The 26926-nt window shown below is 66.9% G+C and carries 17 protein-coding genes and 2 pseudogenes; 9 read left to right on the plus strand and 10 right to left on the minus strand.

Going from position 1 to position 26926, the window contains the following annotated elements; translation table 11 throughout:
- Positions 1-4573, minus strand: a 4573-nt coding sequence (locus tag ACE3P9_RS08145; RefSeq protein ID WP_374493197.1) for a YhdP family protein, incomplete at its 3' end; no start/stop codon positions are given.
- Between the two features lie 46 nt (positions 4574-4619).
- On the opposite strand from ACE3P9_RS08145, the gene glnE reads away from it, so the two are divergent.
- Positions 4620-7538 (plus strand): bifunctional [glutamate--ammonia ligase]-adenylyl-L-tyrosine phosphorylase/[glutamate--ammonia-ligase] adenylyltransferase, encoded by a 2919-nt coding sequence (gene glnE / locus ACE3P9_RS08150; RefSeq protein ID WP_374493200.1) that lies wholly within the window; start codon positions 4620-4622, stop codon positions 7536-7538.
- Positions 7539-7705: 167 nt separating this feature from the next.
- Positions 7706-7880, plus strand: a pseudogene (locus tag ACE3P9_RS08155) (IS5/IS1182 family transposase); the annotation flags it as partial.
- 143 nt (positions 7881-8023) lie between these two features.
- Here the strand turns inward: ACE3P9_RS08155 and kdpE are convergent.
- The 6 genes from kdpE to kdpF all read right to left on the minus strand — a co-directional run bounded on the left by kdpE (position 8024) and on the right by kdpF (position 16290).
- On the minus strand, positions 8024-8710 hold the full coding sequence (kdpE, locus tag ACE3P9_RS08160; RefSeq protein ID WP_374493202.1) for a two-component system response regulator KdpE: 687 nt from the start codon (positions 8708-8710) through the stop codon (positions 8024-8026).
- Positions 8707-11475, minus strand: coding sequence for a DUF4118 domain-containing protein (locus tag ACE3P9_RS08165; protein WP_374493358.1), 2769 nt, complete (start codon positions 11473-11475; stop codon positions 8707-8709). Before ACE3P9_RS08165 ends, kdpE begins: the two co-directional genes overlap by 4 nt.
- Before the next feature lie 70 nt (positions 11476-11545).
- Positions 11546-13651, minus strand: a complete 2106-nt coding sequence (kdpB, locus tag ACE3P9_RS08170; protein WP_374493203.1) for a potassium-transporting ATPase subunit KdpB — start codon at positions 13649-13651, stop codon at positions 11546-11548.
- Between the two features lie 23 nt (positions 13652-13674).
- On the minus strand, positions 13675-14367 hold the full coding sequence (gene kdpC / locus ACE3P9_RS08175) for a potassium-transporting ATPase subunit KdpC (RefSeq protein ID WP_374493205.1): 693 nt from the start codon (positions 14365-14367) through the stop codon (positions 13675-13677).
- A 13-nt stretch (positions 14368-14380) separates the two neighbouring features.
- On the minus strand, positions 14381-16087 hold the full coding sequence (gene kdpA, locus ACE3P9_RS08180) for a potassium-transporting ATPase subunit KdpA (RefSeq protein WP_374493207.1): 1707 nt from the start codon (positions 16085-16087) through the stop codon (positions 14381-14383).
- Between the two features lie 104 nt (positions 16088-16191).
- Positions 16192-16290 carry a K(+)-transporting ATPase subunit F gene (kdpF, locus tag ACE3P9_RS08185; protein WP_374493209.1) on the minus strand — a complete coding sequence of 33 codons (99 nt, stop codon included), beginning with the start codon at positions 16288-16290 and terminating at the stop codon, positions 16192-16194.
- Between the two features lie 301 nt (positions 16291-16591).
- Between kdpF and ACE3P9_RS08190 the strand changes: the two are divergent.
- A pseudogene (locus ACE3P9_RS08190) lies at positions 16592-16771 on the plus strand (transcriptional regulator); the annotation flags it as partial.
- On the opposite strand, the gene ACE3P9_RS08195 reads toward ACE3P9_RS08190, so the two are convergent.
- The 3 genes from ACE3P9_RS08195 to ACE3P9_RS08205 all read right to left on the minus strand — a co-directional run bounded on the left by ACE3P9_RS08195 (position 16748) and on the right by ACE3P9_RS08205 (position 20847).
- Entirely contained in the window at positions 16748-16996 is a 249-nt protein-coding gene (locus ACE3P9_RS08195) for a hypothetical protein (RefSeq protein WP_374493211.1), read from the minus strand. The pseudogene ACE3P9_RS08190 and the gene ACE3P9_RS08195 sit on opposite strands and share 24 nt — an antisense overlap.
- Positions 16997-17064: 68 nt before the next feature.
- Positions 17065-19044 carry an MFS transporter gene (locus tag ACE3P9_RS08200; protein ID WP_374493360.1) on the minus strand — a complete coding sequence of 660 codons (1980 nt, stop codon included), beginning with the start codon at positions 19042-19044 and terminating at the stop codon, positions 17065-17067.
- Between the two features lie 408 nt (positions 19045-19452).
- The gene (locus ACE3P9_RS08205) at positions 19453-20847 is read right to left on the minus strand and encodes a DUF3422 family protein (protein ID WP_374493213.1); all 1395 of its coding nucleotides are present in this window, start codon (positions 20845-20847) and stop codon (positions 19453-19455) included.
- Positions 20848-21076: 229 nt separating this feature from the next.
- Between ACE3P9_RS08205 and ACE3P9_RS08210 the strand changes: the two genes are divergently transcribed.
- The 6 genes from ACE3P9_RS08210 to ACE3P9_RS08235 all read left to right on the plus strand — a co-directional run bounded on the left by ACE3P9_RS08210 (position 21077) and on the right by ACE3P9_RS08235 (position 26894).
- Complete coding sequence (locus tag ACE3P9_RS08210; RefSeq protein WP_374493214.1) at positions 21077-21871, plus strand: helix-turn-helix domain-containing protein; 795 nt, start codon at positions 21077-21079, stop codon at positions 21869-21871.
- A 20-nt stretch (positions 21872-21891) separates the two neighbouring features.
- On the plus strand, positions 21892-22767 hold the full coding sequence (gene pyrF / locus ACE3P9_RS08215) for an orotidine-5'-phosphate decarboxylase (protein WP_374493216.1): 876 nt from the start codon (positions 21892-21894) through the stop codon (positions 22765-22767).
- Positions 22768-22895: 128 nt separating this feature from the next.
- Complete coding sequence (locus ACE3P9_RS08220; RefSeq protein WP_374493217.1) at positions 22896-23876, plus strand: hypothetical protein; 981 nt, start codon at positions 22896-22898, stop codon at positions 23874-23876.
- Positions 23877-24160: 284 nt separating this feature from the next.
- Positions 24161-24394 carry a GlsB/YeaQ/YmgE family stress response membrane protein gene (locus ACE3P9_RS08225; protein ID WP_374493219.1) on the plus strand — a complete coding sequence of 78 codons (234 nt, stop codon included), beginning with the start codon at positions 24161-24163 and terminating at the stop codon, positions 24392-24394.
- Between the two features lie 164 nt (positions 24395-24558).
- Entirely contained in the window at positions 24559-25233 is a 675-nt protein-coding gene (locus ACE3P9_RS08230) for a response regulator (RefSeq protein WP_374493221.1), read from the plus strand.
- 74 nt (positions 25234-25307) lie between these two features.
- On the plus strand, positions 25308-26894 hold the full coding sequence (locus ACE3P9_RS08235) for a sensor histidine kinase N-terminal domain-containing protein (RefSeq protein ID WP_374493362.1): 1587 nt from the start codon (positions 25308-25310) through the stop codon (positions 26892-26894).
- The last annotated feature ends 32 nt before the right edge of the window (positions 26895-26926 follow it).

Consider the following 26926-nt stretch of genomic DNA (forward strand, 5'->3'; position numbering starts at 1 on the left):
AAGCCGCAGAAGCCGCAGAAGCCGCAGAAGCCGCAGAAGCCGCAGAAGCCGCAGAAGCCGCAGAAGCCGCAGAAGCCGCAGAAGCCGCAGAAGCCGCAGAAGCCGCAGAAGCCGCTGCAGCCGCTGCAGCCGATGCCGACGGTGCCGCCCCGGCGGCCGGACTCCGGCTCCGCACCGCTGCATCGGTCTGCGGATGGGTGACGGGTTGCCAGTTCCACAGCCGGTCCACGGGCTGCGGATGCGCGTGGCCCGAGAGAATGCGCAGCGCCACGGCGTGCGCCTCGTCCCCGGCCAGATGCTGCACCTGCGGCGACTGCCAGGGCCCCGTCACGCGCATGACCTGCGTGGTGGCCGAGCGGATCTGCTCGCTGAGCACCAGCTGCGCCACATAGCTGCCCAGCCCCACCACCGGATTGAGCGCCGTGGCCACCAGCGCGGCCCCGCCCAGGTCGATGCGCGGCCGCGCCATGAGATCGACGTGCATGGTCTGCGTCGGGAGCTGGAAGTCGCCCACCGCCTGCACATCCGCCAGCGGCCCGGTGACCTCCAGGTCGTCGCTGTGCACCTCGCCGCCCCGGGCCTGCAGGGTACCGTCCACCCGGTCGAAGGCCAGGCCCTTGCTCCCCATCTGCCCCAGCCGGGCGAGCGCGTTCACGCTCAGCAGCCCGATGAAGCGGGCCGCACCCGGGTCGACCCGCGTGATGCTGCCGTGCCGCACGTCGAGCCGCATGGTGCCGCCCACCGTGTTCCAGTCCACCGCAATGGGCGAGCCGCGCCAGCGCACGGTGCCCGCCACCACCCCCGCCCCGCCCGACACCAGATCGGGCAGGCCGAAGTGTGCGAGCAGTGCGCCCAGGTCGTCGGTCTCGACGCGCACGCGCAGCGCCACGCGCTTGCGCTGGGCTTCCTCTCCGTCCTGCGCCGTGCGGGCAGCAGCCGCCCGTGCGCCGCCCGGCGTACCCCACAGGCCGCTGCCCTGCAGACGGCCGTGCGGCGTGGTGGCCACCAGATCGTGGATGCGCCATGCCGCCGTGACGGGCACATTGCCCTCGTCGGTCAGCGTGGCCCCGGCTTCCTGCGCCTTGGCACGGTTGCTGGCCAGCAGGGTGATGCGGTCGAAGCGGTAGCCGAGCACGTCCACATGGGCCGCGTCGATGTCGAGCGCGGGCAGGCGCTCGGGGTCGCGGGTGTCCTGCACGATGCGGCGCACGTCCTGCACCGTCGCCGGCTCGATGACCAGCCGGTCGAGCCGCGCCTTGAGGCTGCCCGCGTTGTCGCCGGTGGGCTGCAGGTATTCGAGGTAGCCGCTGAGCTGGCGGGCATCGAGCGTGATGCGCCAGAGCTGGCCTTCGCGCGTGCCGCCAGCCACCAGGTTGTCGATGCGCCGGTCGGCCAGCATGAGGGCGCGCGCCTCGATGCCGACGATGGTCGGCAGGTAGTCCGCTGCAGAGCCGCCCTGCCCGGCTGCCGAGCCGGATGCCGTGGCCCCGGCCGGGGAAGCAGCAGAGGCGGAGGCAGGAGAGGAGATGCCGTCGCGTGTCCCTGCGGCCGCGTCCGCCGGCTTGTCCGCCGCCTTGCCTGCCTGCGTGTCCGTATTCGTATCCGTGCGCGCGCCCATGCGGGCGGCAATGGTGTCGATGGTGCGCTGCCACTGGCTCACGTCGATGGTGTCCACCTTGAGCAGCGCCTGCACGCCCGAAGCGGGCATGGGGGGCGGGTCCTGCACCGCCTCGCGGCCCACCGCAATGGTGCCGCGCAGCACCCGGGGCGTGCCGTGCGCGATGTCGCGCAGGTAGTGCACCGCCGCCACGTCGCCCAGCCGAATGGCCAGACGGTCCTGCTGCGGGGTGGACGACGTGCCCTCCGCATGGGCCAGCACGTTCTCGACATGCAGCGGCAGCCGCGCGCCGGCCGCCTTGGCCAGTGGCACCGGCAGGTCGAGCGCCATGCCCTGCAGGTCGCTGTCGATGACCAGCTCCGGCATGCCCTGTGCAAAGTGCAGCGTGGCCCGGTAGCGGCTGGTGCCGCGCATGTGAGGCGCCAGCGCCGACACCAGCGCGATGCTGCGATCCTGGTGCAGCCCCTCGGCCGTCAGCTGCCCCTCGGCCGTGAACCGCACCTCGTGCGAGGCGCCGGGCGCAAAGGTCGAGGCCATGCCGCCCTCGATGCGGGACTCGCCCCCGAGCATGCGGGCCCGCACCTCGCGCAGCAGAAAGCCCGTCTCGGTGAAGGCCACCGTGCCATGGCTGGCCGCCAGCAGCGGCGACCCCGGCGTGATGCGCACATCGTTGCCCTGCAGCGCCACTTCGCCACGCACCACCGCGTGCCGCATGGCGTGGATCGGCAGCCCCAGCGCCAGCTGCACCCGGGTCTGGCCGGTGGCGATGGCATGGTCGAGCGCATGGTGGGACATGCCCCCGAGTGGCGAGGTCGTCGCCAGATGCAGCGCCTGCGCGAGCGGCCCCTCCATGGTGGCCGACACCCCCACCGTCAGCCCGTGCGACAGATCCGGGATGACGGCGGCCAGATTGCGCACCCGCATGTCGGGCGCCGTGCTGAACCGCCCCGTGGCATCGACCACACGCAGCTGCAGCCGGTCGATGACGAGCCGCCCGTCCAGATGCGTGAGCGCCGGCCACGGCAGATCGCCCGCATGCTGCAGGCTCGGCGGCACGAACTGGTAGTGCGCATCGTGCAGCGGCACCTCGAAGCGGAAGATGCCCGCCCCCGGCGGCTGGTGGGCAAACGGCACCTGCGCCAGATCGCCCTTGACCCGCACCGTGGCATGGCGGATGTCGCCATCGCGCACGGCGTCGCGCACATACGTGCGGGCCACCTCGCCCAGCGACAGCGGCAGGTAGCGGTGCACCCGGTCCGCCCGGGCACGGTCCAGCGTGGCGGAGAGATCGATGAAGCCCGGAAAGCGCGCCGCCGGTGCCTCGCCCGGTGCCAGCGGCCGGGTGTGCCAGCCGATCGCGAGCGCGCCGCTGGCATCGGCATTGGCAAAGCGCACGCTCGGCATCCGCGCCTCGATCGCGCCCCCCGGCTTCACCGTCCAGCGCACCTCGGCCTGAAAGCGGTCAAAGAGCACCCGGGGCTCCTCGAACACCCCCGGCAGCACCACGGCCCCGTCATGCAGGGCGATATGCATGCGTCCGCCCGCCTGCCCGGCGTAGAAGTCCACCGCCGCACCCTCCACCCCCGGCACTCCCGGGTCCTGGCGGCCATGCTGGCGGTTGTAGGGCCCGGCCTGGGCCGACCACTGCAGCTGCGTGGCCTTGCCGCGCGCATACCAGGTGGCCGGCTGGTTGAGGTTGCCGCTCCAGCCCATCTCCAGCGCCTGCATGGTGCCGCCGGGCCGGTAGCGGTACAGGGCACGCAGCAGCGCATCGCCCAGCGGCAGCCGTCCGGCCAGCTCGCCGATGATGCCCAGATCCCAGTTCGCCCCCTGCAGCCGCCCCGAGCTGTCGGTGCTGCCGGTGCCGTTGGTCACCTCCAGCTGCACATTGCCCCCGGGCCAGCGGCGGTTGCTGTAGGTGGTGAAATCGAGCTGCTGCGTGGCAAAGCGCACCGTGCGGGTGTGGGCATCGGGCTCGTCGTACTGCACGCTCGCCATGCTGTCGAGCTGCCGCAGCGCCAGAGGCGGCAGCCGGCGTCCCAGCACCACGTCCACCTCGTCGAGGTGCAGCTGCACCGTCAGCGTGCTGTTGCGCAGATGGCGAAAATCCCCCCACAGCCGCACGCTCCCGCGTCCCTTGCGCAGGTCGAAGCCTGCCCCCAGGTCCACATAGCGCCGCAGCTGCGACACATCGAGCTGCGGCATGTCGGCATAGGCCGCACCGTCCCAGTTGCGCCACAGCGTGCGGTCGCGGAACAGCGGGTGGTCCCACTCGCTCAGCAGCCGGATCGGCTGCCCCCAGCCCTGCGGCGGCGTGGCACTGAGCGTCAGGGCATGGTGGGTGAAGCGGCCATTGCGCAGCGTGGCCTGCACGGCCGTGAGTTCGAGCGGCGGCACCTGCCTGCGCGCATCGGTCCAGCGCACGCTGCCATCGCGGATCGAGAGCTCCGGCTGCGACAGCAGCCACCCCAGAATGGGCCCCGAATCGCCCCGCCGCCCCTCTTCGAGCCGGTTGCCCGCCATCTCGATGCTGCCGTCGGCATTGCGCCGCGCCTCCAGCCGGGGGGCGATCACCGTGAGCCGCTCGAAGCCGCGCCGCAGCGCCGCCGGCAGCGACACCACCGCCTCCACGCTGCGAATCTGCAGGCCCGGATGCCCGTGCCCATCGGCCAGCGCCACGTCGTGCATCTCGATCTGCGGCTCCCAGCCGTAGCGCGTCACCTCCAGCCGGCCGATGGTCACGGCACGGCCCATGGTACGGCTCGCGAGCTGGGCCAGCGCGGGCCGGAAATCGTCAATCCGGGGCAAAATGATTCCGTACAGCACCACCGCCGCCAGCCCCACGAGCATCACGCCCACGGCGAGCAGCAGGCACAGTCCGCGCGCCACGCGCCGCACCAGCGGACACCACCGGCAGGGCGGCGTGCGGGGGTGGGACGTTTTTTCTTCCTGCATGGACGACGAGGCTATGGCACACACGACAGATGGAGAGCACGCCGCGATGACACACACGCACGGCAACCCGGCCTCATTATCACCTTCCGCTTCCGCCCTCACCGAGCGGCAACGCCCTGTTACCGCAGACGGAGCATCGGCAGCCGCGGCCACGCCCGCCCCTGCAGCGCCCCCGGCCCCGCTCGTGGCGCACGAGGCCCTGCACTCGCGCTTCGTGCAGCGCATCCACCGCCGCTACGGCGACGCACTGGCCCTGCTCCCGCCCGGCGTGCCCGACCGCGACACCCTGCGCGCCACTTATGCCGCCCTGCGCGCACGCGGCCTCGACGCCGGCGCCGCCCTGCGCGTGCTGCGCCAGCTCGTCATGGAGCGCCTGGCCGTGCTCGACTGCGACGGCGGCGCCCCCGTGCAGGACATCACCCTCGCCGTCTCCCGGCTCGCCGAAGTCACCCTCGACCTCGCCTGCATCGACGCCTTCGCCCAGCTCGACGCCCGCCACGGCGCCCCCCTCAAGCCCGACGGCGAGCGCTGCAACTTCTGGATCGTCGGCATGGGCAAGCTCGGCGCGCGCGAGCTCAACGTCTCCAGCGACATCGACCTCATCTACCTCTACGAATGCGACGGCGACACCGGCGGCCGCCCCCAGCCCGACGGCACCCCCAGCGGCGCCGGCGCCACCACGTTCCAGGAATACTTCAGCCGCGCCGCGCGCCTGCTCCATACCCTCATCGGCGACGTCACCGAGCACGGCTTCGTCTTCCGCGTCGACCTGGCCCTGCGCCCCAACGGCAACTCCGGCCCCATCGTCTGCTCGCTCGACGCACTGGAGGAATACTTCGTCGTGCAGGGCCGCGAATGGGAACGCTTTGCCTGGATGAAAAGCCGCGTCGTCGCCCCGCGCGCGAGTATCGTCAACGGCTCGGCCCGCCGGCTGCGCGACATCGTGCTGCCCTTCGTCTTCCGGCGCTACCTCGACTACGGCGTCTTCGAAAGCCTGCGCGTGCTGCACCGCCAGATCCGCGACCATGCCAACCGTCGCAGCGCAGGCCGCCCCGAGCGCGCCAACGACGTCAAGCTCGGCCGTGGCGGCATCCGCGAAATCGAATTCACCGTCCAGCTCCTGCAGGTCGTGCGCGGCGGCACCTTCCCCGAGCTACGCACCCGCAACACCCTGGGTGCACTCCAGCGCGTGGCCGCCGCCGGCCTCATGGCCCCCGACATCGCCCGCCAGCTCACCGAGGCCTACATCTTCCTGCGCCGCGTCGAACACCGCATCCAGTACCTCGACGACGCCCAGACCCACGTCCTGCCCACCGCAGAAGCCGACCTCGCCTGGATCGCCCGCACCATGGGCAGCCCCGACCTGCCCGCCTTCCTTGCCGAACTCGCCCACCACCGCGCCATCGTCGAGCGCGAATTCGACATCCTCCTGGGCGGCGCCGCACAGCCCGCCACCGACCCCGCCGCGCACGGCAGCCCGCCCGCCGACATCGCCCAGTCCTGCGACGACATCGGTGCCCTCATCCAGCTGCTCGCCAGCGACCCGCCCGAACTCGCCCGCCGCATCGGCCTGTGGCGCGACCACCCCCGCGTGCAGGCCCTGCGCCCCGACACCCGCGCCCGCCTCATGCGCCTGATGCAGCGCAGCGTCGAATGGCTCCACACCGACGGCCCGCACCAGGGCGTCACCGCCGAAGGCCTGCTGCGCTTCATCGACTGGATCGAAACCCTCCTGCGCCGCGAAAGCTACCTCGCCCTGCTGCTCGAACGCCCCGTCGTGCACGAGCGCCTCCTGCGCCTCCTGGGCGTGGCGCGGTGGCCGGCGCGCTACCTCATCCAGCACCCTGGCGTCATCGACGAACTCACCAGCGAAACCCTGCTCGGCGGACGCTTCGACGCCGCCGCCTTCCGGCAGGACCTCTGCCAGCGCCTGGCCTCCCTGCAATCCACCGGCGAAGACAACGAGGAAGAACTCCTCGACCTGCTGCGCCGCGCCATGCACGCCGAAACCTTCCGCACCCTCGCCCGCGATCTCGACAACCGTCTCACCGTCGAACAAGTCGCCGACGACCTCAGCAGCCTCGCCGACGCCGTGCTCGACATCGCCACCCGCTGGTGCTGGCGGCGCTACCTCCCCCGCGCCCGCCACCTCGGCTGGGAAGGCGCGGACGACGAAGACATCTCCCAGCGCTTCGCCGTCATCGCCTACGGTAAGCTCGGTGGACTCGAACTCGGCTATGGCAGCGACCTGGACATCGTCTTCGTCTACCAGGACCCCTGCGAACGCGCCGGTGAAATCTACGCTGGCCTCGTGCGCAAACTCATCACCAGCCTCACCGTCAAAACCGGCGAAGGCGACCTCTACGAAATCGACACCGCACTGCGCCCCAACGGCAACTCCGGCCTGCTCTGCACCACCCTGGCCGCCTACGACGACTACCAACTCCAGCGCGGCAGCAACACCGCCTGGGTGTGGGAACACCAGGCCATGACCCGCGCCCGCTGCGCCTTTGGCAGCGAAGCCCTGCGCGCCCACTTCGAGCGCATCCGCTGCGCCGTCCTCACCGCCCCGCGCGACCCCGCCGCCCTGGCGCACGACATCACCGCCATGCGCGAGCGCATGCGCCGCGCCCACCCCGTGCGCCCCGGCCGGTTCGACCTCAAGCACAGCCCCGGCGGCATGATCGACATCGAATTCGCCACCCAGTACCTCGTACTCCTGCACAGCCGCCACTACCCCGCCATGACCGAGAACCGGGGCAACATCCGCCTGCTCGAACGCGCTGACGACCTCGGCATCCTCCCCCCCGGCATCGGCCACGCCGCCGCCGCCGCCTACCGCGAGCTCCGCCGCCTCCAGCACCGCGCCCGCCTCAACGAAGAAACACCCGACCTCCCCGCCGACACCCCACCCCCCGAAGCCCAAGCGGGGATGGCGCTGTGGGGGGTGGTGTTTGGGGCGTAATTCTCAACTGACAAGCTCTTGGCAAATCCATAAAGACCGCCTGCCACACATGAAACCCAACAAGACGAAAAAGGAAGTCAAAACTGAATTTCCATCCTTGTTCTCGCAATGGGCTTTGTTGCACAAAGCCCTGTGACCAGGTGGTAGCTGAGCTGATGGAACAAGACAAGAGCCATGAGGCCATTGCGCAGCGAGGTGCTGCGGCGGTCATCCCGCCACGCAAGAATGCCCCACTGTGGAAGTCGCAATCAGCTGGGGGCAAAGGTGCGCAACGAAGCGATGCTGGCTTGCAAGCGCCTGGGGCGTCGGATCTGGAAGACGTGGAGTGGCTATCATCGGCGCAAACAGGGGCGGGTGACCACTCGCCTCGCTCGGCCTTGGACTAGGGTGTCTTTGGTGGCGCGCGGGGCTAGTCAGGCCCGAGCTAACAACGCTGCTGACTGGTCAGGCGCTCGACACCAATTCCCCGTAAGAAACCGCTTCAGTCAAGCCACAAAGCGGTAGCCGACTCCTGCTTCCGTCACCAAGTGCTGGGGGCGCGAGGGGTCCTGTTCAATCTTCTTGCGCAGGTTGGCCATGTGGACGCGCACGTAATGTGTATCTTCGGCGTGACCGGGACCCCACACAGCCTGCAGCAGTTGCTTGTGGGTCAGCACACGCCCTGGGTTGCTGGCCAGATGGGTGAGCAGTCGGTATTCAATCGGTGTCAGGTGCAAGTCGTCGCCGGCCCGGCTGACGATGCGCGCGACCAGATCGACACGAACATCACCAAAGGAAATCGCAGGCTCCCCGGCTGGCGTTTGGTCACGATGACGACGCAGTTGTGCGCGTACGCGCGCGAGCAACTCGCCAGCACCAAAAGGCTTCACCAGATAATCGTCGGCGCCAGCGTCCAACGCATCGATCTTGTCAGCCTCATCTCTGCGAGCGGATAGAACCATGACCGGTACGGCCGACCAAGTGCGAAGGTCCCGGATGAGATCGCACCCATCGCCGTCGGGTAGTCCCAGGTCCAGCACGACCAAGTCTGGGCGTCGAGTCCCGGCCTCGATCAGTCCACGAGTTAGCCCCGTAGCCTCGAACACTTCATGCCCTTCACCTTGCAGTGCCAGGCGTACGAAGCGGCGGATTTCAGCTTCGTCCTCGACGATCAGAATGCGTGCGGCGTTCATGCAGGGGAGTTTTCAGGGAGCGGCGCGGCTTCACTGCCGTCGTTAGAGGGTGGGGTTCCGCACGGCAGTTCGATAACGAAGCGTGTCCCTGTGACGCGGTCGTTTTCAACGCAGTTTTCACCATGGATTGAGCCACCGTGTGCCTCCACGATAGCACGGCAAATCGCCAAGCCCAGGCCTACACCAGGAATTGCGTCTTCCTTGTGCCCTCGCTCGAATTTCTCGAACACCGCCTCTTCCCGGCCTGTCGGCAGACCTGGTCCATCGTCTTCAACTGTGACGCGGACCTTGTCGCCGGATACCGAAGCGCTGATGCGGATCGGGGTGTGAGACGGCGTGTACTTGCAGGCGTTTTCCAGCAGATTGACCAGAACGCGCTCGATCATCGCGGCGTCCAGGTGCAGCAGAGGCAGGTCGGACGGCAGGCGAACATCCACTGGATGAGTGGCGAGCATTGCCGAAGTGGCCGCCAGTGCGCTGCCAACCGCCTCTTCCAGCGGCTGCCATTCGCGTCGCAATCGCACGGCGCCGGATTCGAGCCGTGCCATATCGAGCAGATTGCCCATCAATGCGTTCATGCGCAGAGCCGAGGTTCGGATGGCGCCAGCGACCTCAGCCTGCGCTGCGCTCAGTGGCGGCGGTGTCATGCCTAGCGTGTCCGACAAGCCCACCAGCGCAGCCAGCGGCGTGCGCAGGTCGTGTGAGATGGCCGACAGCAGCGAGTTGCGCAGGCGCTCCGATTCGATTTGCACCGTGCTGGCCTGTGCGACCTCGATATAGTGAATGCGCTCCAGAGAGATCGCCAGCAGCGAGGCGCAAGTGTCGAGCAACTGACGTTGCTCGGGCGTCCACAATGTAGTCTGTGCGGGCTGCACGGCCAGAATGCCTCGCAAGCGCATCGGCGCTCTCAGGGGCAACATCAGGCTGGCACTCGCCGGCAAGGTGTTGGTAGTGCGGCCGGCAGGCTCCGCGTGGTCGAAACTCCATTGAGCCACCGCGGGATCGACCTCAGCGCTCGCGCCTCCCTGCACCTGTAGCCGGCCCGCATCATCGGCCACTAGGAGGGCTGACTGGGCACCGAACTCGGTGGACAAAAAGCGTGCGCCGATTTCGGCGACTTGTTGCGGTAGCAGGGCCGCCGACAGATCGCGCGACATCTGGTACAGGCCGCGCACGCGTCGCTCGCGCTCTGTGGCAGCACGAGCCTGCGCCCGCAGACCGGCCGTGAGCTGACCAACCACAAGCGCCACCATCAACATGACGGCGAAGGTGATCAGGTACTGCACGTCGCTGACCGCCAACGAGAAGCGCGGCGGCACAAAAAACCAGTCGAACAGCGCCACACCCAGAAATGCCGCCAGTACTGCCGGACCTCGCCCCAGGCGCAGAGCGATACCTACCACTGCCAGCAGAAACAGCATAACGATATTACTGAGCTCCAGAATTCCTGTCAGTGGCGTGGTTGCCAGTGCCACGACCACACAGGCAGCGGCGGCGATGGGGTAGTTGAGCCAACGGCTGCCGCTCGTTGAGTCGTATGTTGGCGCAGCTGCGGGTTGTGGAAAACGATCTTCCCTCTGAAGCGGAACCTGCAGTGCATCCATCTCCGGAGCCAGTTGCGCCAGATGGTCAATCAGTGTGCGGCATCCAGGCCAGCGGCGGCGCTCGAGAGGCCGGCCCACCACCAGGCGCGACAGGTTGTGTTCGCGCGCATAGCACACTAACGCGTCTTCCACCTCAGCGCCAGTTGGTGTCGCAATGGTGGCACCCAACTCCTGCGCCAGCTTGAGCGCCCCAAGCGCTTGTGTGCGCGCCGTGTCTTCCACCCGCTGATGAGCCGGCGCGTCGATGAACACCGCGTGCCAGGGTTGATCAGTCTGTGCCGCAAGGCGCGCGGCGCGTCGAACTACCGCGTCACCCCCGGCCCCTGGTCCAACGCAGGCCAGAACCGCGTCGCGCGTAGGCCACGCACGCTGGCTGGCCGCGGGACCACCGCTTACGCGGCGCCAGTGCTGCATCTGCGTGTCCACCCGATCGGCCGTGCGGCGCAGTGCAAGTTCGCGCAGTGCGATCAGATTGCCCTTGCGAAAAAAGTTGGCCGCCGCGCGTTCGGCCTGGTGCGGCACGTACACCTTCCCGGCCTTCAGGCGCGCCAGCAGTTCGTCGGGCGGCAAATCGACCGCGACCACCTCGTCGGCGGCGTCGAACAGTGTGTCGGGAACGGTCTCCCACACACGAATGCCCGTGATGCCGCCGACAATGTCGTTCAGACTTTCGAGGTGCTGGACGTTCAAGGTAGTCCATACGTCGATGCCAGCGGCCAGCAGCTCCTGAACGTCCTGCCAGCGCTTCGGATGACGCGAGCCGGGCGCGTTGCTGTGCGCCAGCTCGTCCAGCAGCACCAGTGGTGGCGTCACGCCTCCAGAGTGCGCGGCGCCAAAGGCCAGTGCCGCGTCCAGGTTGAATTCCTTAAGCACATGCTCGCGGTAGGACACGTCTTGCAGTGGCAGCAGAGGCAGGCCAGCGACCAGCGCCTCGGTCTCGGCGCGGCCGTGCGTCTCGACCAGGCCGACAACCAGCGGAACGCCTTGGACCAGCGCCGCACGTGCGGCCGACAGCATGGCGTAGGTCTTGCCCACGCCGGCCGAGGCACCGAAGAAGACCTTCAGCCGGCCGCGCTGTGCTAGGGCTTCCTCATGCTGCACCTGCTGCAGCAGCGCATCTGGATCGGGGCGGCCATCGTTTTGGTTGGGATCGGTCGGCATGGCGAATTCTAGGGCGCTGTCAGAACGTTTGCCGATGTGCAGTTCAAGGTCGGCAGGTCGCTTGCGCTTGTCATGCGACACCCAGCGTCGCAATCAATACATCGATGAGCTTGATGCCGATGAAGGGCACAACGACTCCGCCGATACCGTAGATGAGCAGGTTTCGACGTAGCAGCGCGGCGGCCGGGGCGGCGCGGTACTTCACTCCCTTAAGAGCCAGCGGGATCAGGAACACGATGATCAGCGCATTGAAGATAACCGCAGACAAGATGGCCGAGGACGGGCTGGCCAAACCCATTACGTTTAGAGCACCCAGTTGTGGGTAGGTGCTGACGAAGGCCGCTGGAATGATGGCGAAGTATTTGGCCACATCATTGGCGATGCTGAAGGTGGTGAGTGAGCCACGCGTCATCAGCATCTGCTTCCCGGTCTCGACGATCTCAATCAGCTTTGTGGGGTTGCTGTCCAGATCGACCATGTTTCCGGCTTCCTTGGCAGCCTGGGTGCCTGTGTTCATGGCCACCGCAACGTCGGCCTGCGCCAGTGCGGGCGCATCGTTGGTTCCGTCTCCTGTCATGGCGACGAGCTGGCCCTTGGCCTGGTGTTCCCGGATGAGGGCTAACTTGGCTTCGGGCGTGGCTTCGGCCAGAAAGTCGTCCACACCAGCTTCAGCGGCGATGGCGGCGGCCGTCAGGCGGTTGTCGCCGGTAATCATCACCGTTTTGATGCCCATGCGGCGAAGCTCGGCAAAGCGCTCCTTGATGCCACCCTTGACAATGTCCTTGAGCTCGACAACACCCAGAGCTTGTGCGCCGTCGGCCACCACCAGCGGCGTGCTGCCACGACGCGACACGTCATCAACGGCCTGTTGTAGTTCGGCGGGGAACTGGCCACCCAGCGCTTCGATATGTCGACGCACAGTGTCGGCGGCGCCTTTACGTATGGCGCGAGGCTCGCCGGCGTTGCCCGCCAGATCCACGCCGCTCATACGCGTCTGTGCAGTGAAGTGGACGAACTGTGCGCCGAGTTTTTCCACGTCGCGCTCGCGTAGATTGAACTTCTGCTTGGCCAGCACCACGATACTGCGGCCCTCGGGGGTTTCGTCTGCCAGCGAGGCGAGCTGTGCCGCATCGGCCAGTTGCTCCTCGGTGACGCCTTGCGCGGGAATGAAGCTGCTCGCCTGCCGGTTGCCGAGCGTGATGGTACCGGTCTTGTCGAGCAGCAGCACGTCCACATCACCTGCCGCCTCCACCGCACGGCCCGAGGTCGCAATGACGTTGGCCTGCATCATGCGGCTCATGCCGGCCACGCCAATGGCGCTAAGCAGTCCACCGATGGTGGTTGGGATGAGGCACACCAACAGCGCAACCAGTACGGTGACGCTGACTACGGTGCCGCTACCGGTTTGCGCCACGGCGAAGGCGGAATACGGTCGCAGTGTGACAATGACCATCAAGAATACCAGCGTCAGGCCCACTAGCAGGATGGTCAGGGCTATCTCGTTAGGCGTTTTCTTGCGGCTGGCGTTCTCAACCATGGCGATCATGCGGTCAACAAAGGTCTCCCCCGGGTTCACCGCCACGCGCGCCACGATCCAGTCCGACAGCACCCGCGTGCCGCCGGTCACGGCGGAAAAGTCACCGCCTGATTCGCGGATTACGGGCGCCGATTCCCCAGTGATAGCTGACTCGTCCACCGAGGCCACGCCGTCGATCACTTCGGCGTCAGCGGGAATTACGTCGCCGGCCTCGGCGAGCACAATGTCTCCCTTACGCAGGTTATTGGCCTCGATTGGAATCCAAGTCAGTTCGCTGCGCTGGTGCGAGCGGTCGTACGCGCCGCTTTGCAGCTTCTTGGCCCAGGTCTTCTTTTTCAGGCCGCGCAGGGATGCGGCTTGCGCCTTGCTGCGCCCTTCGGCCAGCGCCTCCGCAAAGTTGGCGAACAGCACGGTAAACCATAGCCACAAAGAAATCGCCAGAATGAAACCGGCCGGTGCCTCGCCATGGCCGATCAGTGCCTGGAAGAACAGGACGGTGGTGAGGATCGATCCCAGATAGACCACGAACATCACCGGGTTGCGCCACTGGGTTTGAGGGGCCAGCTTGGCAAAGGCATCGCGCAGCGCCTGGCCGGCGAGGGCGCGGTCGAACAGCGCCAGAGTCTTTTTGTCGGACATGATGGAATGCTCCGAAATGCTGTTTATTTAGTTGCTGGTTGTGCTTTGTCTGCGCCGACAAGCAGCCCATTCAATGCCAGATTGAGCTTGAGCACATTGACACGTGGCTCGCCCAGCAGGCCCAGCACCCGATCCTCGATGCTTGTTTCCAACAGGTGTCGTACTTGGATCGGGTCAAGGCCGCGCGCCTTCGCCACACGAGGCAACTGAGCCTCAGCGTTGGCCAGCGAGATATGGGGGTCCAGTCCCGAAGCCGAGGCCGTAATGGCGTCGACCGGTACCGGCGCGTCTGGAGCCAGACCGTTAGCCGCGCGGTAGTTGACCGCGCGCTGTTTAACGGTATCTATCAGTGTCTGGCTGGTTGGCCCCTGGTTGCTGCCCGCCGAAGCGCCAGCGTTGTATGGGGCATCGACAGTCTTCCTGGCGTCCTTGGGATCGGGTGCAGTGGTAGCGCTGGGGCGTGGGTGGAAATAGCGCGCCTCACTGAAAGACTGACCGATGACAGCTGAGCCGACCACGGTATCGCCCTGGCGAATCAGACTACCATTGGCCGCTTGCGGCAACAGGAATTGAGCAACGCCGGTAGTTGCCAGCGGATAAGCCAGACCTGTGACCAGCATCGTGAAGACCGCGCCGCGCACGCAGGGGCCCAGCAAACCTGCGAGTAGTGATTTGTTCGATTCCGCTTCTGAGGCGGGGGTGTTGAAGGTGTTCATGACTGGTCTCGCATCAGGGATAAACATGGCCCGAGAGCATCTGCAACTGCTCCACGAGCGGCCCAAGTGCCAGCGCCGGCAGGAAGGTGAGTCCGCCAACCACCAGCACCACGAACACCAGGAGGCCCATAAACAGCGGCGTGGCCGTGGGGAAGGTACCCGGGCCAGCGACCACAGTCTTTTTGGCTGCCAGCGAACCGGCCACCGCCAGCAGCGGCAGCAGCGTGAAGAAACGACCGATCAGCATCGCCAGGCCAATGGTGGTGTTGAAGAACGGCGTATTGGCGTTGAAGCCGGCGAAAGCTGAGCCGTTGTTGGCTGTGCCGGAGGTGTAGGCGTACAGTACCTGCGAGAAGCCGTGCGGCCCGTGGTTCGACAGGCTGGTGCCGGTGTCCGGCCACAGCGTGGCGAGCGCGGTGAAACCCAGGATAGCCGCCGGATGTGCCAATACCGAGAGCATCACCAGCTTGATATCGCCTGCCTCGATCTTCTTGCCCAGGAACTCAGGAGTACGTCCGATCATCATGCCAGCTAGAAACACAGTGAGGATGGCGTACTGGATCAGATTGATGAAGCCCACTCCGTCGCCACCGAACACACAGTTGAGCATCATCTGCGCCAGCGGCACGGCACCACCCAGCGGGGTGAGCGAGTCGTGCATGGCGTTGACCGAGCCGGTCGTCGCTGCCGTGGTGGTGGCAACGAACAGTGCCGTGTCGGCGATGCCGAAGCGCATCTCCTTGCCCTCCATGTTGCCGCCCGGTTGCATGGCCGTCAGACGCTGGTCAGCGCCAGCCTGAGTCAGCAACGGATTACCGGATTGCTCGGCGCCGTAGACCATAGCTAGAAAGCCGATGAACATAATCAGGAAGGCGCCGAAGAACACCCAGCCCTGCTTTTTCTTCGCCAGCATGGTTCCGAAGGTCACGGTCAGCGCTGACGGGATCAAAAGCATCGACAGGATGTGCAGCAGGTTGGTCAGCGGCGTCGGGTTTTCGAATGGATGTGCGGCGTTCATGCTAAAAAATCCGCCACCGTTGGTGCCAATGTGCTTGATGCTCTCGAGGCTGGCCACCGGGCCGAATACGATTTTTTGACGCGCGCCTTCCAACGTCGTCGCGACGGTCTGGCTGGCTAGCGTCTGCGGCATGCCTTGCCATACATAGACCAGAGCAATGACAAAGCACAGCGGCAGCATCACGCGCCACAGAACGCGCATGAAATCAACCCAGTAGTTGCCGACCTCCTGACTGCTGGCTCGTGCCAGACCACGGATGAAGCCGCCCGCCGCTGCCACGCCCGTGGTGGCGCCGCAGAACATCAGGAAGGTGATGGCGAGCATCTGCGTGGCATTCGACAGGCTGGATTCGCCCGCATATGCCTGCCAGTTGGTGTTGGTGATGAAAGAGGCGGCAGTGTTGAAGGCCAGGTCGGGCGCCTGTGCGGGGTTGCCCATTTCGTTCCAGGGCAACCAGCCCTGTGCGCGCAGCACCAGATAGCCCAGCGCCATCATGACCGCATTTGACAACAGGAGCGCCAGGCCGTATCTCACCCACCCCATACGCTCCGCCGGATCGATACCCAGCACGCGGTAGCTCAGGCGCTCCATGGTCCAATGCTTCTCGTCGGTGAAGGTTCGCGCTATCCAACGACCCATGACGATGGCCAGGGCCGTCATCAACGACAACGTCACGACGTATTCGAGAGTTTTGAGTCCCATGTGAGGCTCCTTACATGCGCCGCAGCGCGAGCAATGCCCACACCGTGGCGGCAAAAAAGAGGCTAGATAGGCCCACGAAGATCAGGTCTTGCATGGTGCCTCCTTCAGAACTTCTCGGGGCGTAGCAGCGCATAGCCCAGGTATAAGAATAGACCTAATGCCCCGGCGCCAGCCAGCCAATAGATCAATGAGAGAAAAGCCATCTTGATTCCTCCGCCTGCCTTATTCCGGTCAACGGGACCAGCCCTTTATGCAGATGCAGGAATGCTAGAAACAGCGGTGTCAACGTGTCGCCAAGATTGAAGCTGTGCGCATCAAGAAAATGTCAAGGCTTACTGAACTTTCTCATGGACTAAAGCACGCTTTATTTCAACCGCAGGTACTTGCTTATTTTCTGAGCAGTTCCTGGTGGCTTTGTTGCACAAAGCCCTGTGGATCACAACATCGATCTGGCCGTCAGAGTGACCGATAGCCCCCCAGTGGGGCTCATCGGCCGGATGAGTAATGGGCATTGAGCACGTGATCTGTGCATCCCTTTCCTATCTGGCACGGCATGCCGCCCCCACCATCCCCGAAGACCTGTCTGCACATAGCTGCATTGCCTTGGGAGAAAACCCAAGCGATGCGCGCTGGAAATTTCTCAGGGATGGCAAGGCCGTTTCAGTCGAAGTGCGGGGACGCTACACAGCCAACAACACCCGCGTGCGCCTGGATGCCGTGCTTCATGGCATCGGCATCGGCATCGGCATCGGCATCGGCATCGGCATCGGCATCGGCATCGGCATCGGAAGCCTCCCGCGATTCACGGCGCTCGATGCCTTGACGCGGGGGGACATCGTGCAGGTAATGCCCGAATGGCGATTCGTTACCTCCATACGGGCGCCCTATGGCTGCTGTACACCCCGACACGCTATGTACCTGCCAAACTGCGCATCCTCATGGATCACCTGCCCCATCGACTCCTCGATTCCGGCCACTCATGATCCAGCATCTATTCCCTCCCCCAACAACCCCGCTACTCGCGCCCGCAGCGTGGCGGGGGTGACAGTATCGGAGGGCATGGGAGTGCCGATGGTGAGGGTGACGCGGGTCCATGGGCCTCGGCGGAAGGGACGGACCATGGCGCGGCCGCCTTCGATGCGGCTGAAGAAGGAGCCCCACAGGTTGGACAGGGCCATGGGCACCACGGGGCAGGGGTGCTGGGCGAGGATCTTCATGATGCCGCCCTTGAATTCGCCGAGCTGGCCGTCGGGGGTGAGGCGGCCTTCGGGGAAGATGCCGAGCAGGTCGCCCTCGGCCAGGACCTGGGCGGCGCGCTGCATGGCGGCGTGGTAGATGGCCTCGTCCTCGCGCGGGCTGCAGATGGGAATGGCGCGCGCCATGCGGAAGATGAAGCCCAGCACCGGCGTGCGGAAGATGCGGTGGTCCATGAGGAAGTGGATGGGCCGAGGGCTGGCGCTCATGAGCAGCACGGCGTCGGCAAAGCTCACATGGTTGCAGGCCACGATGGCAGGGCCCTCGGACGGAATGTGCGCGCTGCCCCGAATGCGGAAGCGGTACACGCAGAAGGTGAGGAACCACGCCACAAAGCGCAGCCAGTATTCCGGCACCAGCACGAACACGTAGAGCGTCACGGCCACATTGAGCAGCGCGAGCAGCAGCACGACGTGGGCAAAGTTCCAGCCGGCGTGCAGCAGGGCCCCCACGAGCAGGGCGCTGGCGATCATGAACAGGGCGCCGAGGATGTTGTTGGTGGCGATGATGCGGGCGCGGTGCGTGGCGGGGCTGCGCAGCTGCACCAGCGCATACATGGGCACGCTGTAGACGCCCGCAGACAGGGCCAGCACGAGCAGGTCGGCCAGAATGCGCAGGTGGCCGGGCTGGGCCACGAAGCTGCGCACGGTGAGCGATGCGGCAGGCGCCGGCGCACCGAGCACAGGCTGCAGGGCCAGATACAGGTCGAGCATGGCCAGCGTCATGCCCAGCGCACCGAGCGGCACGAGGCCGATTTCGACATGGCCGCGCGAGAGCTTCTCGCACAGGAGCGATCCGGCCCCGATGCCGACCGAGAAGGTCATGAGCAGCAGCGATGCCACCTGCTCGTTGCCATGCAGCACCTCGCGCGCAAGCGCCGGGAACTGGGCCAGGAACACGGCGCCCACAAACCACATCCAGCTGATGCCGAGCAGCGAGCGGAACACGGCCGGATGCGCGCGTGCCACGGCCAGATTGCACCAGGTCTCGCTCAGCGGGTTGGGGTTGATGCGCAGGTCGGGCTGGGCCGACGGCGCGGGCGGCACGGCACGGGCGGCCAGCCACCCGGCCACGGCCAGCGTCAGGCAGACGCCCGCCACCAGGCTCGGCCCCACGCCGGGCACAGCCACCAGCAGTCCCCCTGCCATGTTGCCGAGCAGGATGGCGACAAAGGTGCCGGTCTCCACCAGACCATTGCCCCCCGTGAGCTCGCGCTCCTGCAGCACCTGGGGCAGCAGCGCGTACTTGACCGGCCCGAACAGGGTCGAGTGCACGCCCATGAGGCACACGCAGGCCAGCAGCACCGGCACGTTGGCGGTGACGAAGCCCACCGCCGCCAGCCCCATGATGCCGACCTCCAGCGTCTTGACGGCGCGGATCATGCGGTCCTTGGCGTAGCGGTCGGTGAGCTGGCCACTGGTGGCCGAAAACAGCAGAAACGGCAGGATGAACAGCGCCCCGATCACCAGCCCGGCCGTGGCGGGCGGCAGCCATGCCAGCTGCAGCTCGTAGGTGACGAGCACCGTGAGGGCGAACTTGAAGAGATTGTCATTGGCCGCCCCCAGGAACTGCGTGAGAAAGAAGGGCGCAAAGCGCCGCTCGCGCAGCAGGGCAAACTGGCTCGCATGCCCCGCCGCCGCAGGGGCAGCGCCCCGGCCGTCAGGCGCGGGCAGCCCGGCAGCGGCATCTGGGCCTGCGCCCATGTCGCTGCACGCGGCCGGAACTGCGGCCGCAGCAAGGGAAGAAGCGGAGGATGAGGAAGAAGACGGCAGAGAGGACATGGGCGGCATGGAACAGGAAGGGAAACAGGACAATGCAGGCTCCGACGCGGACGCCTGCTCCGGTCGCACGGACGGCTGCGAACCTGGGGCAGCCCCCACGCCCGACGGTGCGGAAGGTGCATTCATGCTGCCGCCCCTGAGCGCTGCGGCAGCGCCCGAAACATCACAGCACGATACTGCGCCCCACCCAGGAGCACAGGGCGATACCAGACACGCGCCTCCCGCCCACTCCCCCTGCAGTCCCTGCGGCCCCCGCCACACCGGACAGGCCCCAAGAGCGGCAGAAACGACCGCAGCGACAGGAGACAGAGCAACGGCCGAGGCGGCGGCTCAATGCTCGCCGAGCGCATGGTGCAGTCGGTCATGGATGCGGCGGGTGATCCACCACACCCCGAACAGAATGAGCGGAATGGACAGCCCCGCCACCAGCTCGGGCGCCACGGGCAGCCAGCCCAGATCCTTGGCCGCCTTGCCGGCATAGAGCACCAGGCTCACCATGTAGTACGAGATGGCCGCAATGGACAGCCCCTCCACCGTGGACTGCAGGCTGAGCTGCAGGGTCTGGCCCTTGGTGAGCTGTTCGAGCAGCTCGCGGTTCTGCTGCTCGGCGGCAATGTCGATGCGGGTGCGCAGCAGTGCGCTGGCCCGCCCGATGCGCTCGGCCAGGGTGGCGAGCCGCCGCTCCGAGGCAGCCACGGTGGCCATGGCAGGCGAGGTGCGGCGCTGGATGAAGTCGCGCATGGTCTGGGTGCCGGTGATGGGCTTCTCGCGCAGCTCGTCCATGCGGGCATGCACCAGCGCAAAGTACGCCCGGCTGGCCGAATAGCGCCAGTCATGCTCGGCCGTGGCGCGCTCCACGGCGCCGGCCAGAGCGGTCAGGCGGTCCATGAGCACCTGCTCCGAGATCTGCCGCCCTTCTTCCATCAGCCCCGTAATCTGCACCAGCTCCTGCTCGGACTGGGCCAGAAAGGACGCCAGCTTCTTGGCCGTGGGCAGACCGCGCAGGGCCATGAGGCGGTAGGTTTCGAGCTCCAGCAGCCGCTGGGCAATGCGGCCGGCGCGCTCGTCGCTGGTGTCCGAGGGGGCGAGCACCAGCAGGCGCTCGAAACCGTCGGCCCCGATGCGGAAATCGCTCAGCCCCCAGGAGTGCCCGTTGCCCATCTGCGAGCCAAAGAGGCGCACCTTGCGGCCGTCGTCGCCGTGCATGCGGGCAAACCAGCGGCGCGCCTCGGTCATGCGGGCGGCCTTGTGCTCGGGCACCAGCTCGTCGTGCCACATCCAGAGGTCGATGGCGGCGAAGGTGGCTCCGGGAATGCCCGCGATCCAGTCCGGCGGCAGCGGTGCAGCATCGGCCGGAGCGGGGGCGGGGATGCAGTCCTCCTCCGACGCCTCGGGCAGGGGCACCAGCACCGCATAGCGGGTGAACTCGGTGTGGCGCTCCCACTGCAGCGTCACGGTGCGTGCGGGATCGGCGGGGTCGGCCACGGTGAAGCGCGCAAAGCTGGTGTCCAGGTCGCGCAGCGTCAGGCCGGCATGGCCGGGCAGCGCCTGCAGGTGGGCCAGCTCCTGCGCCTTGTCCACCCCCCGGTTGAGCACGGCAATGTAGAGCACGCGCGCCGGCATCTCGATGAGGGCCGTGGGACGGGTGTGCACCTCGTTGTGCACGACGTGCCGCAGGGCATCGTCGGCCGGCAGGCGGGGAGCATAGAGGGAGGCGGAAGACATGGCAGACAGCTCGCAGGAACGCGCACGATGCGCGAAGAAGAAAGGGGAATGAGGGCCATTCCATTCTAGGGGCTGGTCATGGCACCCGCGTGGCACCAGGCCGGCATCCACGTGGCATCCACGCGATGCGCGCAGGCCTGTGCACGGCACGAACATGCCACAATGCCCGCGCAGGCCGCTCTGCCCGCCTGTGGCCGTCCCACACACACTCCCGACCTTCTCTGCCGCCATGTCCAGCACCGCCGACCTGATTGCCGCCCTCAAGGCCGAACTCCGTCAGGCCGGTGTGACCTATGCGGGTCTGGCCCGCCAGCTCGGGCTGGCCGAATCGAGCGTCAAGCGCATGTTCGCCCGCGCCGACATGCCCCTGACCCGCATCGACGCCATCTGCCGCGTGCTGCACCTCGACTTTGCCGACCTGGCTCGCCGCGTGGTCGAGCACCAGCCCGAACTCATCGAACTCACCGCCGAACAGGAGCACGCCGTGGTGGCCGACGAGCGCCTCCTGCTCGTGGCCATCTGCGCCCTGAGCCACTGGACCTTCGAGCAGATGGTGGCGCACTACCGCCTTGGCGAGGCCGAATGCACGGCGCTGCTGGTGCAGCTCGACCACCTCGGCATCCTGGAGCTGCGCCCGCTCAACCGCTACCGCCTGCGCATCGCCAAGGGCTTCCGCTGGCGGCCGAACGGGCCGGTGATGACCTACTTCCGCGAGCACGCGCTGCTCGAATACTTCGGCGGCCCGTTCGCGGGCGAGGACGAATGCCTGCTGTTCGTGCACGGCAGCATCACCCGCGCCGACGCCCCGCTGTTCGTGGAACGCATGCAGAAGCTCGCGGCCGACTTCAGCCAGCAGCATCTGGCCGACCAGAAGGTGGCCGCCCGCGACCGCGAGGGCTACACCCTGCTGCTGACCATGCGCGCCTGGGAATTCAGCGCCTTTGCCCGTCTGCAGCGCCCCCAGCGCCCGCCGTCTCCCGATCACCGGGCCGGTCCCTCAAAACCCTCCCGCGCAGCCCCCTGACTGGCTCTAGAATGGCGCGCATGACCCCGACCTTCCTCGAGATGCTTGGCGCGGCAGAACAGCGCAACCAGTCCTCGCTGTGCGTGGGACTCGATCCCGACCCGAAGCGTTTTCCCGCCGCACTGCGCGGCAATGTGCGACGCATCTTCGACTTCTGCGCCGCCATCGTGGACGCCACCGCCGACCTGACGCTGGCCTACAAGCCGCAGATCGCCTACTTTGCCGCCCACCGTGCCGAGGCCCAGCTCGAACAGCTCGTGGCCCACATCCGCGCAGTGGCCCCGCACGTGCCCGTCATCCTCGACAGCAAGCGCGGCGACATCGGCAGCACGGCCGAGCAGTACGCCATCGAGGCGTTCGAGCGCTACGGCTGCGACGCCGTGACGCTCTCGCCCTTCATGGGCTTCGATTCGGTCGAGCCCTACCTGCGCCGCCATGGCAAGGGCGCCTTTCTGCTGTGCCGCACCTCCAACCCCGGCGGAGACGACCTGCAGTTCCAGCGTCTCGCCTCGGTGGAAGGCCAGCCCCGCGTGTTCGAGCACATTGCCAGCCTCGCCCAGGGCCCGTGGAACCGCAACGGCCAGCTGGGTCTGGTCACCGGCGCCACCTACCCCGACGAAATCGCCCGCGTGCGCGAGCTTGCCCCCGATCTGCCGCTCCTCATTCCCGGCGTGGGCGCGCAGGGCGGAGACGCCCATGCCACCATCGCGGCCGGCTGGCGCGGCAGCCTGGCCGCCGACGGCAGCGCCCGCAGCACGGCCTTCGCCATCGTCAACTCGTCCCGGGCCATTCTGTACGCCTCCGAAGGCGAGGACTATGCTGCCGCCGCCCGCGCCGAGGCCCTGCGCACGCGCACCCTGCTGCAGCAGGCCCAGCGCCAGGCCTGCGCAGGCTGATTTCACGCCCCTCAAGGCGGTGGACGGGCAAGGCACGCGCCTGCCTGCCACCTCAGGGTGGCAGATTGCACTGCGCTGCGCTCCGAAAACCACAGCACCATGCGCCACCGGGGACGCAGAAACTCACCATGATCTACGTCATTGCCGACTTCAGCTCAGACCTGACCCGCTTCATTTTTGAAGGGCTGCACCGCACCGATGTGCGTCTGGTGCAGTACAGCTCCAAGACAAAGGGACTGGCGCAGAAAATCCGGCGCTGGCTGGAATCCTTCTTTCCGGTGGTTCCGCTGAACCTGTATGGCTCGGCCGATCTCATGCAACTGGCCAAGGACATCACACCGCAGGACGTGGTGATTCTTTTTTCCGTCATGAATGCCAAGGATCTGCGCCTGCTCCACAAATACGTGGGCCGCGGCCGGATTTTTTCATTCCTGTGGAATCCGGTCGTGGAATTCAGGGGCAAGAAGTTCAGGATCGCACAGCGGTTGCGCGCCATACGGAAGGTCTCGGACCACGTCACCACCTTCGATGCCCAGGATGCGCAGACGTACGGATTCACGCTGCTGCCCCAGCCATTTCGCCATGTCGCCCTGCCCGCCACGGCGTCTGCCGCGATGGACTACGATTTCTGCTTCATCGGCATGGACAAGGGGCGCCTGCCTTTTCTGATGCGCTTCAAGACACTGGCAGAACAGAACGGCTACCGGTGCTTCTTTCGCATCGTGCCGGACAGAGGGGGCGTGTACTCCGCCGAGGAACGCACCTTCCTCAGCCACGCATCGCTCACCTATGCCGAAAATCTGGAGTACGTCGCCCGCTCGCGCTGCCTGCTGGAAATCGTGCAGCACAACCAGTTCGGCAGCACCATGCGCGGCGTGGAAGCGCTGTTCTTCCACAGGAAAATCATCACCACCAGCCCTCTGGCCCGCCAGGAGCCCGGCTTCGATGCGCGGCGCGTGCTGGTGCTCGATGGCACAGACCCTGCCGGGGCGCACATCGACATGGCCCGGATAGCCTCCTTCATGGACACGCCTCTGGGCTCGCCCGACGATCAGGCCCTGCAGGCCCACGAGATCAACCACTGGCTCCAGCACTTCCAGAGCCCCTGAACCGGGTGGCCCGCTCCCGGGTGGCCGGGCCGATTGCCCCCTCCAGCCCGCTCCCCCAGACGCCGAGATCCATGGTGCGCCCTGAAAAATCACCACAAGATGACCGCCGATCCATTCCGATAACGGCAGAACACCTGTCCACCCACGGATCGTAGTGACCGAAACAGACATTTACGCCATGTTCCATAAGGCGCAGCCATGCCCGCATTAGACTGGTTGCACCGGACTCGGAAGGCGCATTCCACCCGGAATGCCCCGAAGTGCGGAGATGGGAGTCATGGATCATGGGAATCCTTTATCTTCTTCTCGTGGGTCTCGTGGCAGGCTGGCTGGCAGGCACGCTGATGCGGGGTGGCGGTTTTGGCATGGCCGGAGACATGGCTGTGGGGGTGCTCGGTGCCCTCATCGGCGGCTTCATCTTCGGCGGCTCGGGCGGTGGGCTGCTGGGCCGCATCCTGGTGGCCACGCTCGGCGCCGTGATCCTCATCGTGGTGCTGCGCCTCATCAAGCGAGCGTGAAGCGGGGCGGAACAGCCCCTGCCGTTTCCTGCATGTCCCGCGTGCGCCGGCCCCTGTGGCCGGTCCGCATCAGGGGCCTTGTCCTCGGGCGTTGAAAGACCGTTTTACAATTCGATAAAACGCCCAGAGACAAGGCGCCGCACGCCACGAGAGCAGGAGATGACATGCGAATTCTGATCGCCGAAGATGACCAGGTGCTGGCTGATGGCCTGATGCGCAGCCTGCGCAGCGCCGGTGCGGCCGTGGACCATGTCAGCACGGGCAGCGAGGCCGAGGCGGCGCTGCTCACGAGCCAGGAATTCGACCTCCTGATCCTCGACCTCGGTCTGCCCAAGATGCACGGGCTGGAGGTGCTGCGCAACCTCCGCTCCCGCGGCTCGCACATGCCCGTGCTCATCCTGACCGCCGCCGACAGCGTGGAAGAGCGCGTCAAGGGGCTCGACTACGGTGCCGACGACTACATGGCCAAGCCCTTCAGCCTGCAGGAGCTCGAAGCCCGGGTGCGTGCGCTGGTGCGGCGTGGCATGGGTGGAGCATCGTCCATCATCCGCCACGGCCCGCTCGTCTACGACCAGACCGGCCGCGTGGCCACCATCGACGGCAAGATGATCGATCTCTCGGCGCGTGAACTGGGCCTGCTGGAAGTGCTGCTGCAGCGCAGCGGGCGACTGGTCAGCAAGGACCAGCTCGTCGAGCGCCTGTGCGAGTGGGGCGAGGAGGTGAGCAACAACGCCATCGAGGTGTACATCCACCGCCTGCGCAAGAAGATCGAGAAGGGGCCCATCCGCATCGCCACGGTGCGCGGACTGGGCTACTGTCTCGAAAAGATCGCCCCCTGACCGGAGCGGCCCGCGTGCGCTGGAGACTGTTCCGCCGCGAGCAACGCTCGCTGTTCGGCGAGATTCTCGACTGGATGCTCACGCCGCTGCTGCTCCTGTGGCCGATCAGCCTGGGCCTGACGTGGCTGGTGGCGCAGAACATCGCCAACAAGCCCTTCGACCGCGCCCTCATCAACAGCGCCCAGGCCCTTACCCAGCTCGTGGGCATGGATGCCCAGGGACACCCCTCGTTCTCGCTCCCGCCCCAGGCGAGCGACCTGCTGCGCGCCGACGGCACCGACCAGGTGTTCTTCCAGATCCGGGGCCCGCGCGGGGAGCTCATGGGCGGCGAGAGCGGCTTTCCGCCGCCCGACTCCGACCTGCCCGAGCCCCCCATCGGCCAGGTGCAGCTGCGCGACGGCGTGATGCACACCGGGCAGGGGCAGTCGCTCGACGTGCGCATCGTGGAGCTGCGCGTGCTGGCCGGCGAGACGGCCCTCGCCCCCTATGCCTCCCGGGGCGAGATCGCCGACCACACCATCACCATCCAGGTGGCCGAAACGCGCGAGAAGCGCTCGCTGCTGGCCACCGAGATCATCAAGGGCGTGATGCTGCCGCAGTTCATCATCCTGCCCATCACGCTGGTGCTGATCTGGCTCGCGCTGTCGCGCGGCATACGGCCCCTCGGGGAGCTGCAGGAGCGCATCCGCGCCCGCTCGCCGGACGACCTGAGCCCGCTCGATGCGCGGTCGGTGCCCATCGAGGTATCGCCTCTCGTGGGCTCGGTCAACGAGCTCATCGACCGCCAGAAGCAGCTGGCCGCCAACCAGAAGCGCTTTCTGGCCGATGCGGCCCACCAGCTCAAGACGCCGCTGGCAGGTCTGCGCATGCAGGCCGACCTGGCGCTGCGCACCGGCACCAGCGCCGAGGAGCTCAAGCACACGCTCGAACAGATCGGCCGCTCCAGCATGCGCGCCACGCACTCGGTCAACCAGCTGCTGGCCATGTCGCGCGCCGAGAACGGCACGCTCGAACGCCTGCCCTGCAACATGCCCCGGCTGATCCGCGAGGTGGTGCAGGACTGCCTGCCGCGCGCCCTCGACAAGCACATCGACCTCGGCTACGAGGGCATCGGCCCCGGCGACGAAGGCGCCTGGGTCGAAGGCAACCCCGTGCTGCTGCAGGAACTGGTGCGCAATCTGGTGGACAACGCCATCAACTACACCCCTGCCGACGACGAAAGCCTGCCCGGCATGGTCACGGCGCGCGTGCTCTCCGACCCCTACGGCCGGGTGCTGATGGTGCAGGTGGAAGACAATGGCCCCGGCATCGCCCCGAGCGAGCGCGAGGAGGTGTTCAAGCCCTTCTACCGCACGCTGGGCAACGGGGCGGACGGGTCCGGGCTGGGCCTGCCCATCGTGCGCGAGATCGCCCGCCGCCACGGTGCCACCATCACGCTGGAAGACGCCCAGCCCCGCGCCACCCGCCGTGGCGCCCTGTTCTCGGTGCGCTTCGAATCCATCGACCCGCCGGGACGTGCGCCGTCCCCGGCTGCTCCTGCACCTTTGCCCACCGCCCCCCTGGCGGAAAGGCCTGACGCCACGCCGACACCAGCTCCCACGACGCCAGCCGTGGGAAGCGCAGCGGACGATCCTCCCGTCCCGCCCGCCCCTGCCGCGTAAAGCCCACGGGACGAGGCCGCCGCCGGCCATCG

It is taken from the genome of Allobrachymonas sp. (genome assembly GCF_041912815.1).
Classification (GTDB): Bacteria; Pseudomonadota; Gammaproteobacteria; order Burkholderiales; family Burkholderiaceae_C; genus Brachymonas.

What these genes read in the sequence shown, in the direction of transcription:
- kdpF (WP_374493209.1), bottom strand. Translation starts at nt 16,290, where the DNA reads ATGGCTTTTCTCTCATTGATCTATTGGCTGGCTGGCGCCGGGGCATTA.
- ACE3P9_RS08210 (WP_374493214.1), top strand. Translation starts at nt 21,077, where the DNA reads ATGTCCAGCACCGCCGACCTGATTGCCGCCCTCAAGGCCGAACTCCGT.
- ACE3P9_RS08205 (WP_374493213.1), bottom strand. Translation starts at nt 20,847, where the DNA reads ATGTCTTCCGCCTCCCTCTATGCTCCCCGCCTGCCGGCCGACGATGCC.
- glnE (WP_374493200.1), top strand. Translation starts at nt 4,620, where the DNA reads ATGACACACACGCACGGCAACCCGGCCTCATTATCACCTTCCGCTTCC.
- kdpC (WP_374493205.1), bottom strand. Translation starts at nt 14,367, where the DNA reads ATGAACACCTTCAACACCCCCGCCTCAGAAGCGGAATCGAACAAATCA.
- kdpA (WP_374493207.1), bottom strand. Translation starts at nt 16,087, where the DNA reads ATGGGACTCAAAACTCTCGAATACGTCGTGACGTTGTCGTTGATGACG.
- ACE3P9_RS08200 (WP_374493360.1), bottom strand. Translation starts at nt 19,044, where the DNA reads ATGGGCGCAGGCCCAGATGCCGCTGCCGGGCTGCCCGCGCCTGACGGC.
- ACE3P9_RS08235 (WP_374493362.1), top strand. Translation starts at nt 25,308, where the DNA reads ATGCTCACGCCGCTGCTGCTCCTGTGGCCGATCAGCCTGGGCCTGACG.
- ACE3P9_RS08230 (WP_374493221.1), top strand. Translation starts at nt 24,559, where the DNA reads ATGCGAATTCTGATCGCCGAAGATGACCAGGTGCTGGCTGATGGCCTG.
- kdpB (WP_374493203.1), bottom strand. Translation starts at nt 13,651, where the DNA reads ATGTCCGACAAAAAGACTCTGGCGCTGTTCGACCGCGCCCTCGCCGGC.
- ACE3P9_RS08165 (WP_374493358.1), bottom strand. Translation starts at nt 11,475, where the DNA reads ATGCCGACCGATCCCAACCAAAACGATGGCCGCCCCGATCCAGATGCG.
- kdpE (WP_374493202.1), bottom strand. Translation starts at nt 8,710, where the DNA reads ATGAACGCCGCACGCATTCTGATCGTCGAGGACGAAGCTGAAATCCGC.
- ACE3P9_RS08220 (WP_374493217.1), top strand. Translation starts at nt 22,896, where the DNA reads ATGATCTACGTCATTGCCGACTTCAGCTCAGACCTGACCCGCTTCATT.
- pyrF (WP_374493216.1), top strand. Translation starts at nt 21,892, where the DNA reads ATGACCCCGACCTTCCTCGAGATGCTTGGCGCGGCAGAACAGCGCAAC.
- ACE3P9_RS08225 (WP_374493219.1), top strand. Translation starts at nt 24,161, where the DNA reads ATGGGAATCCTTTATCTTCTTCTCGTGGGTCTCGTGGCAGGCTGGCTG.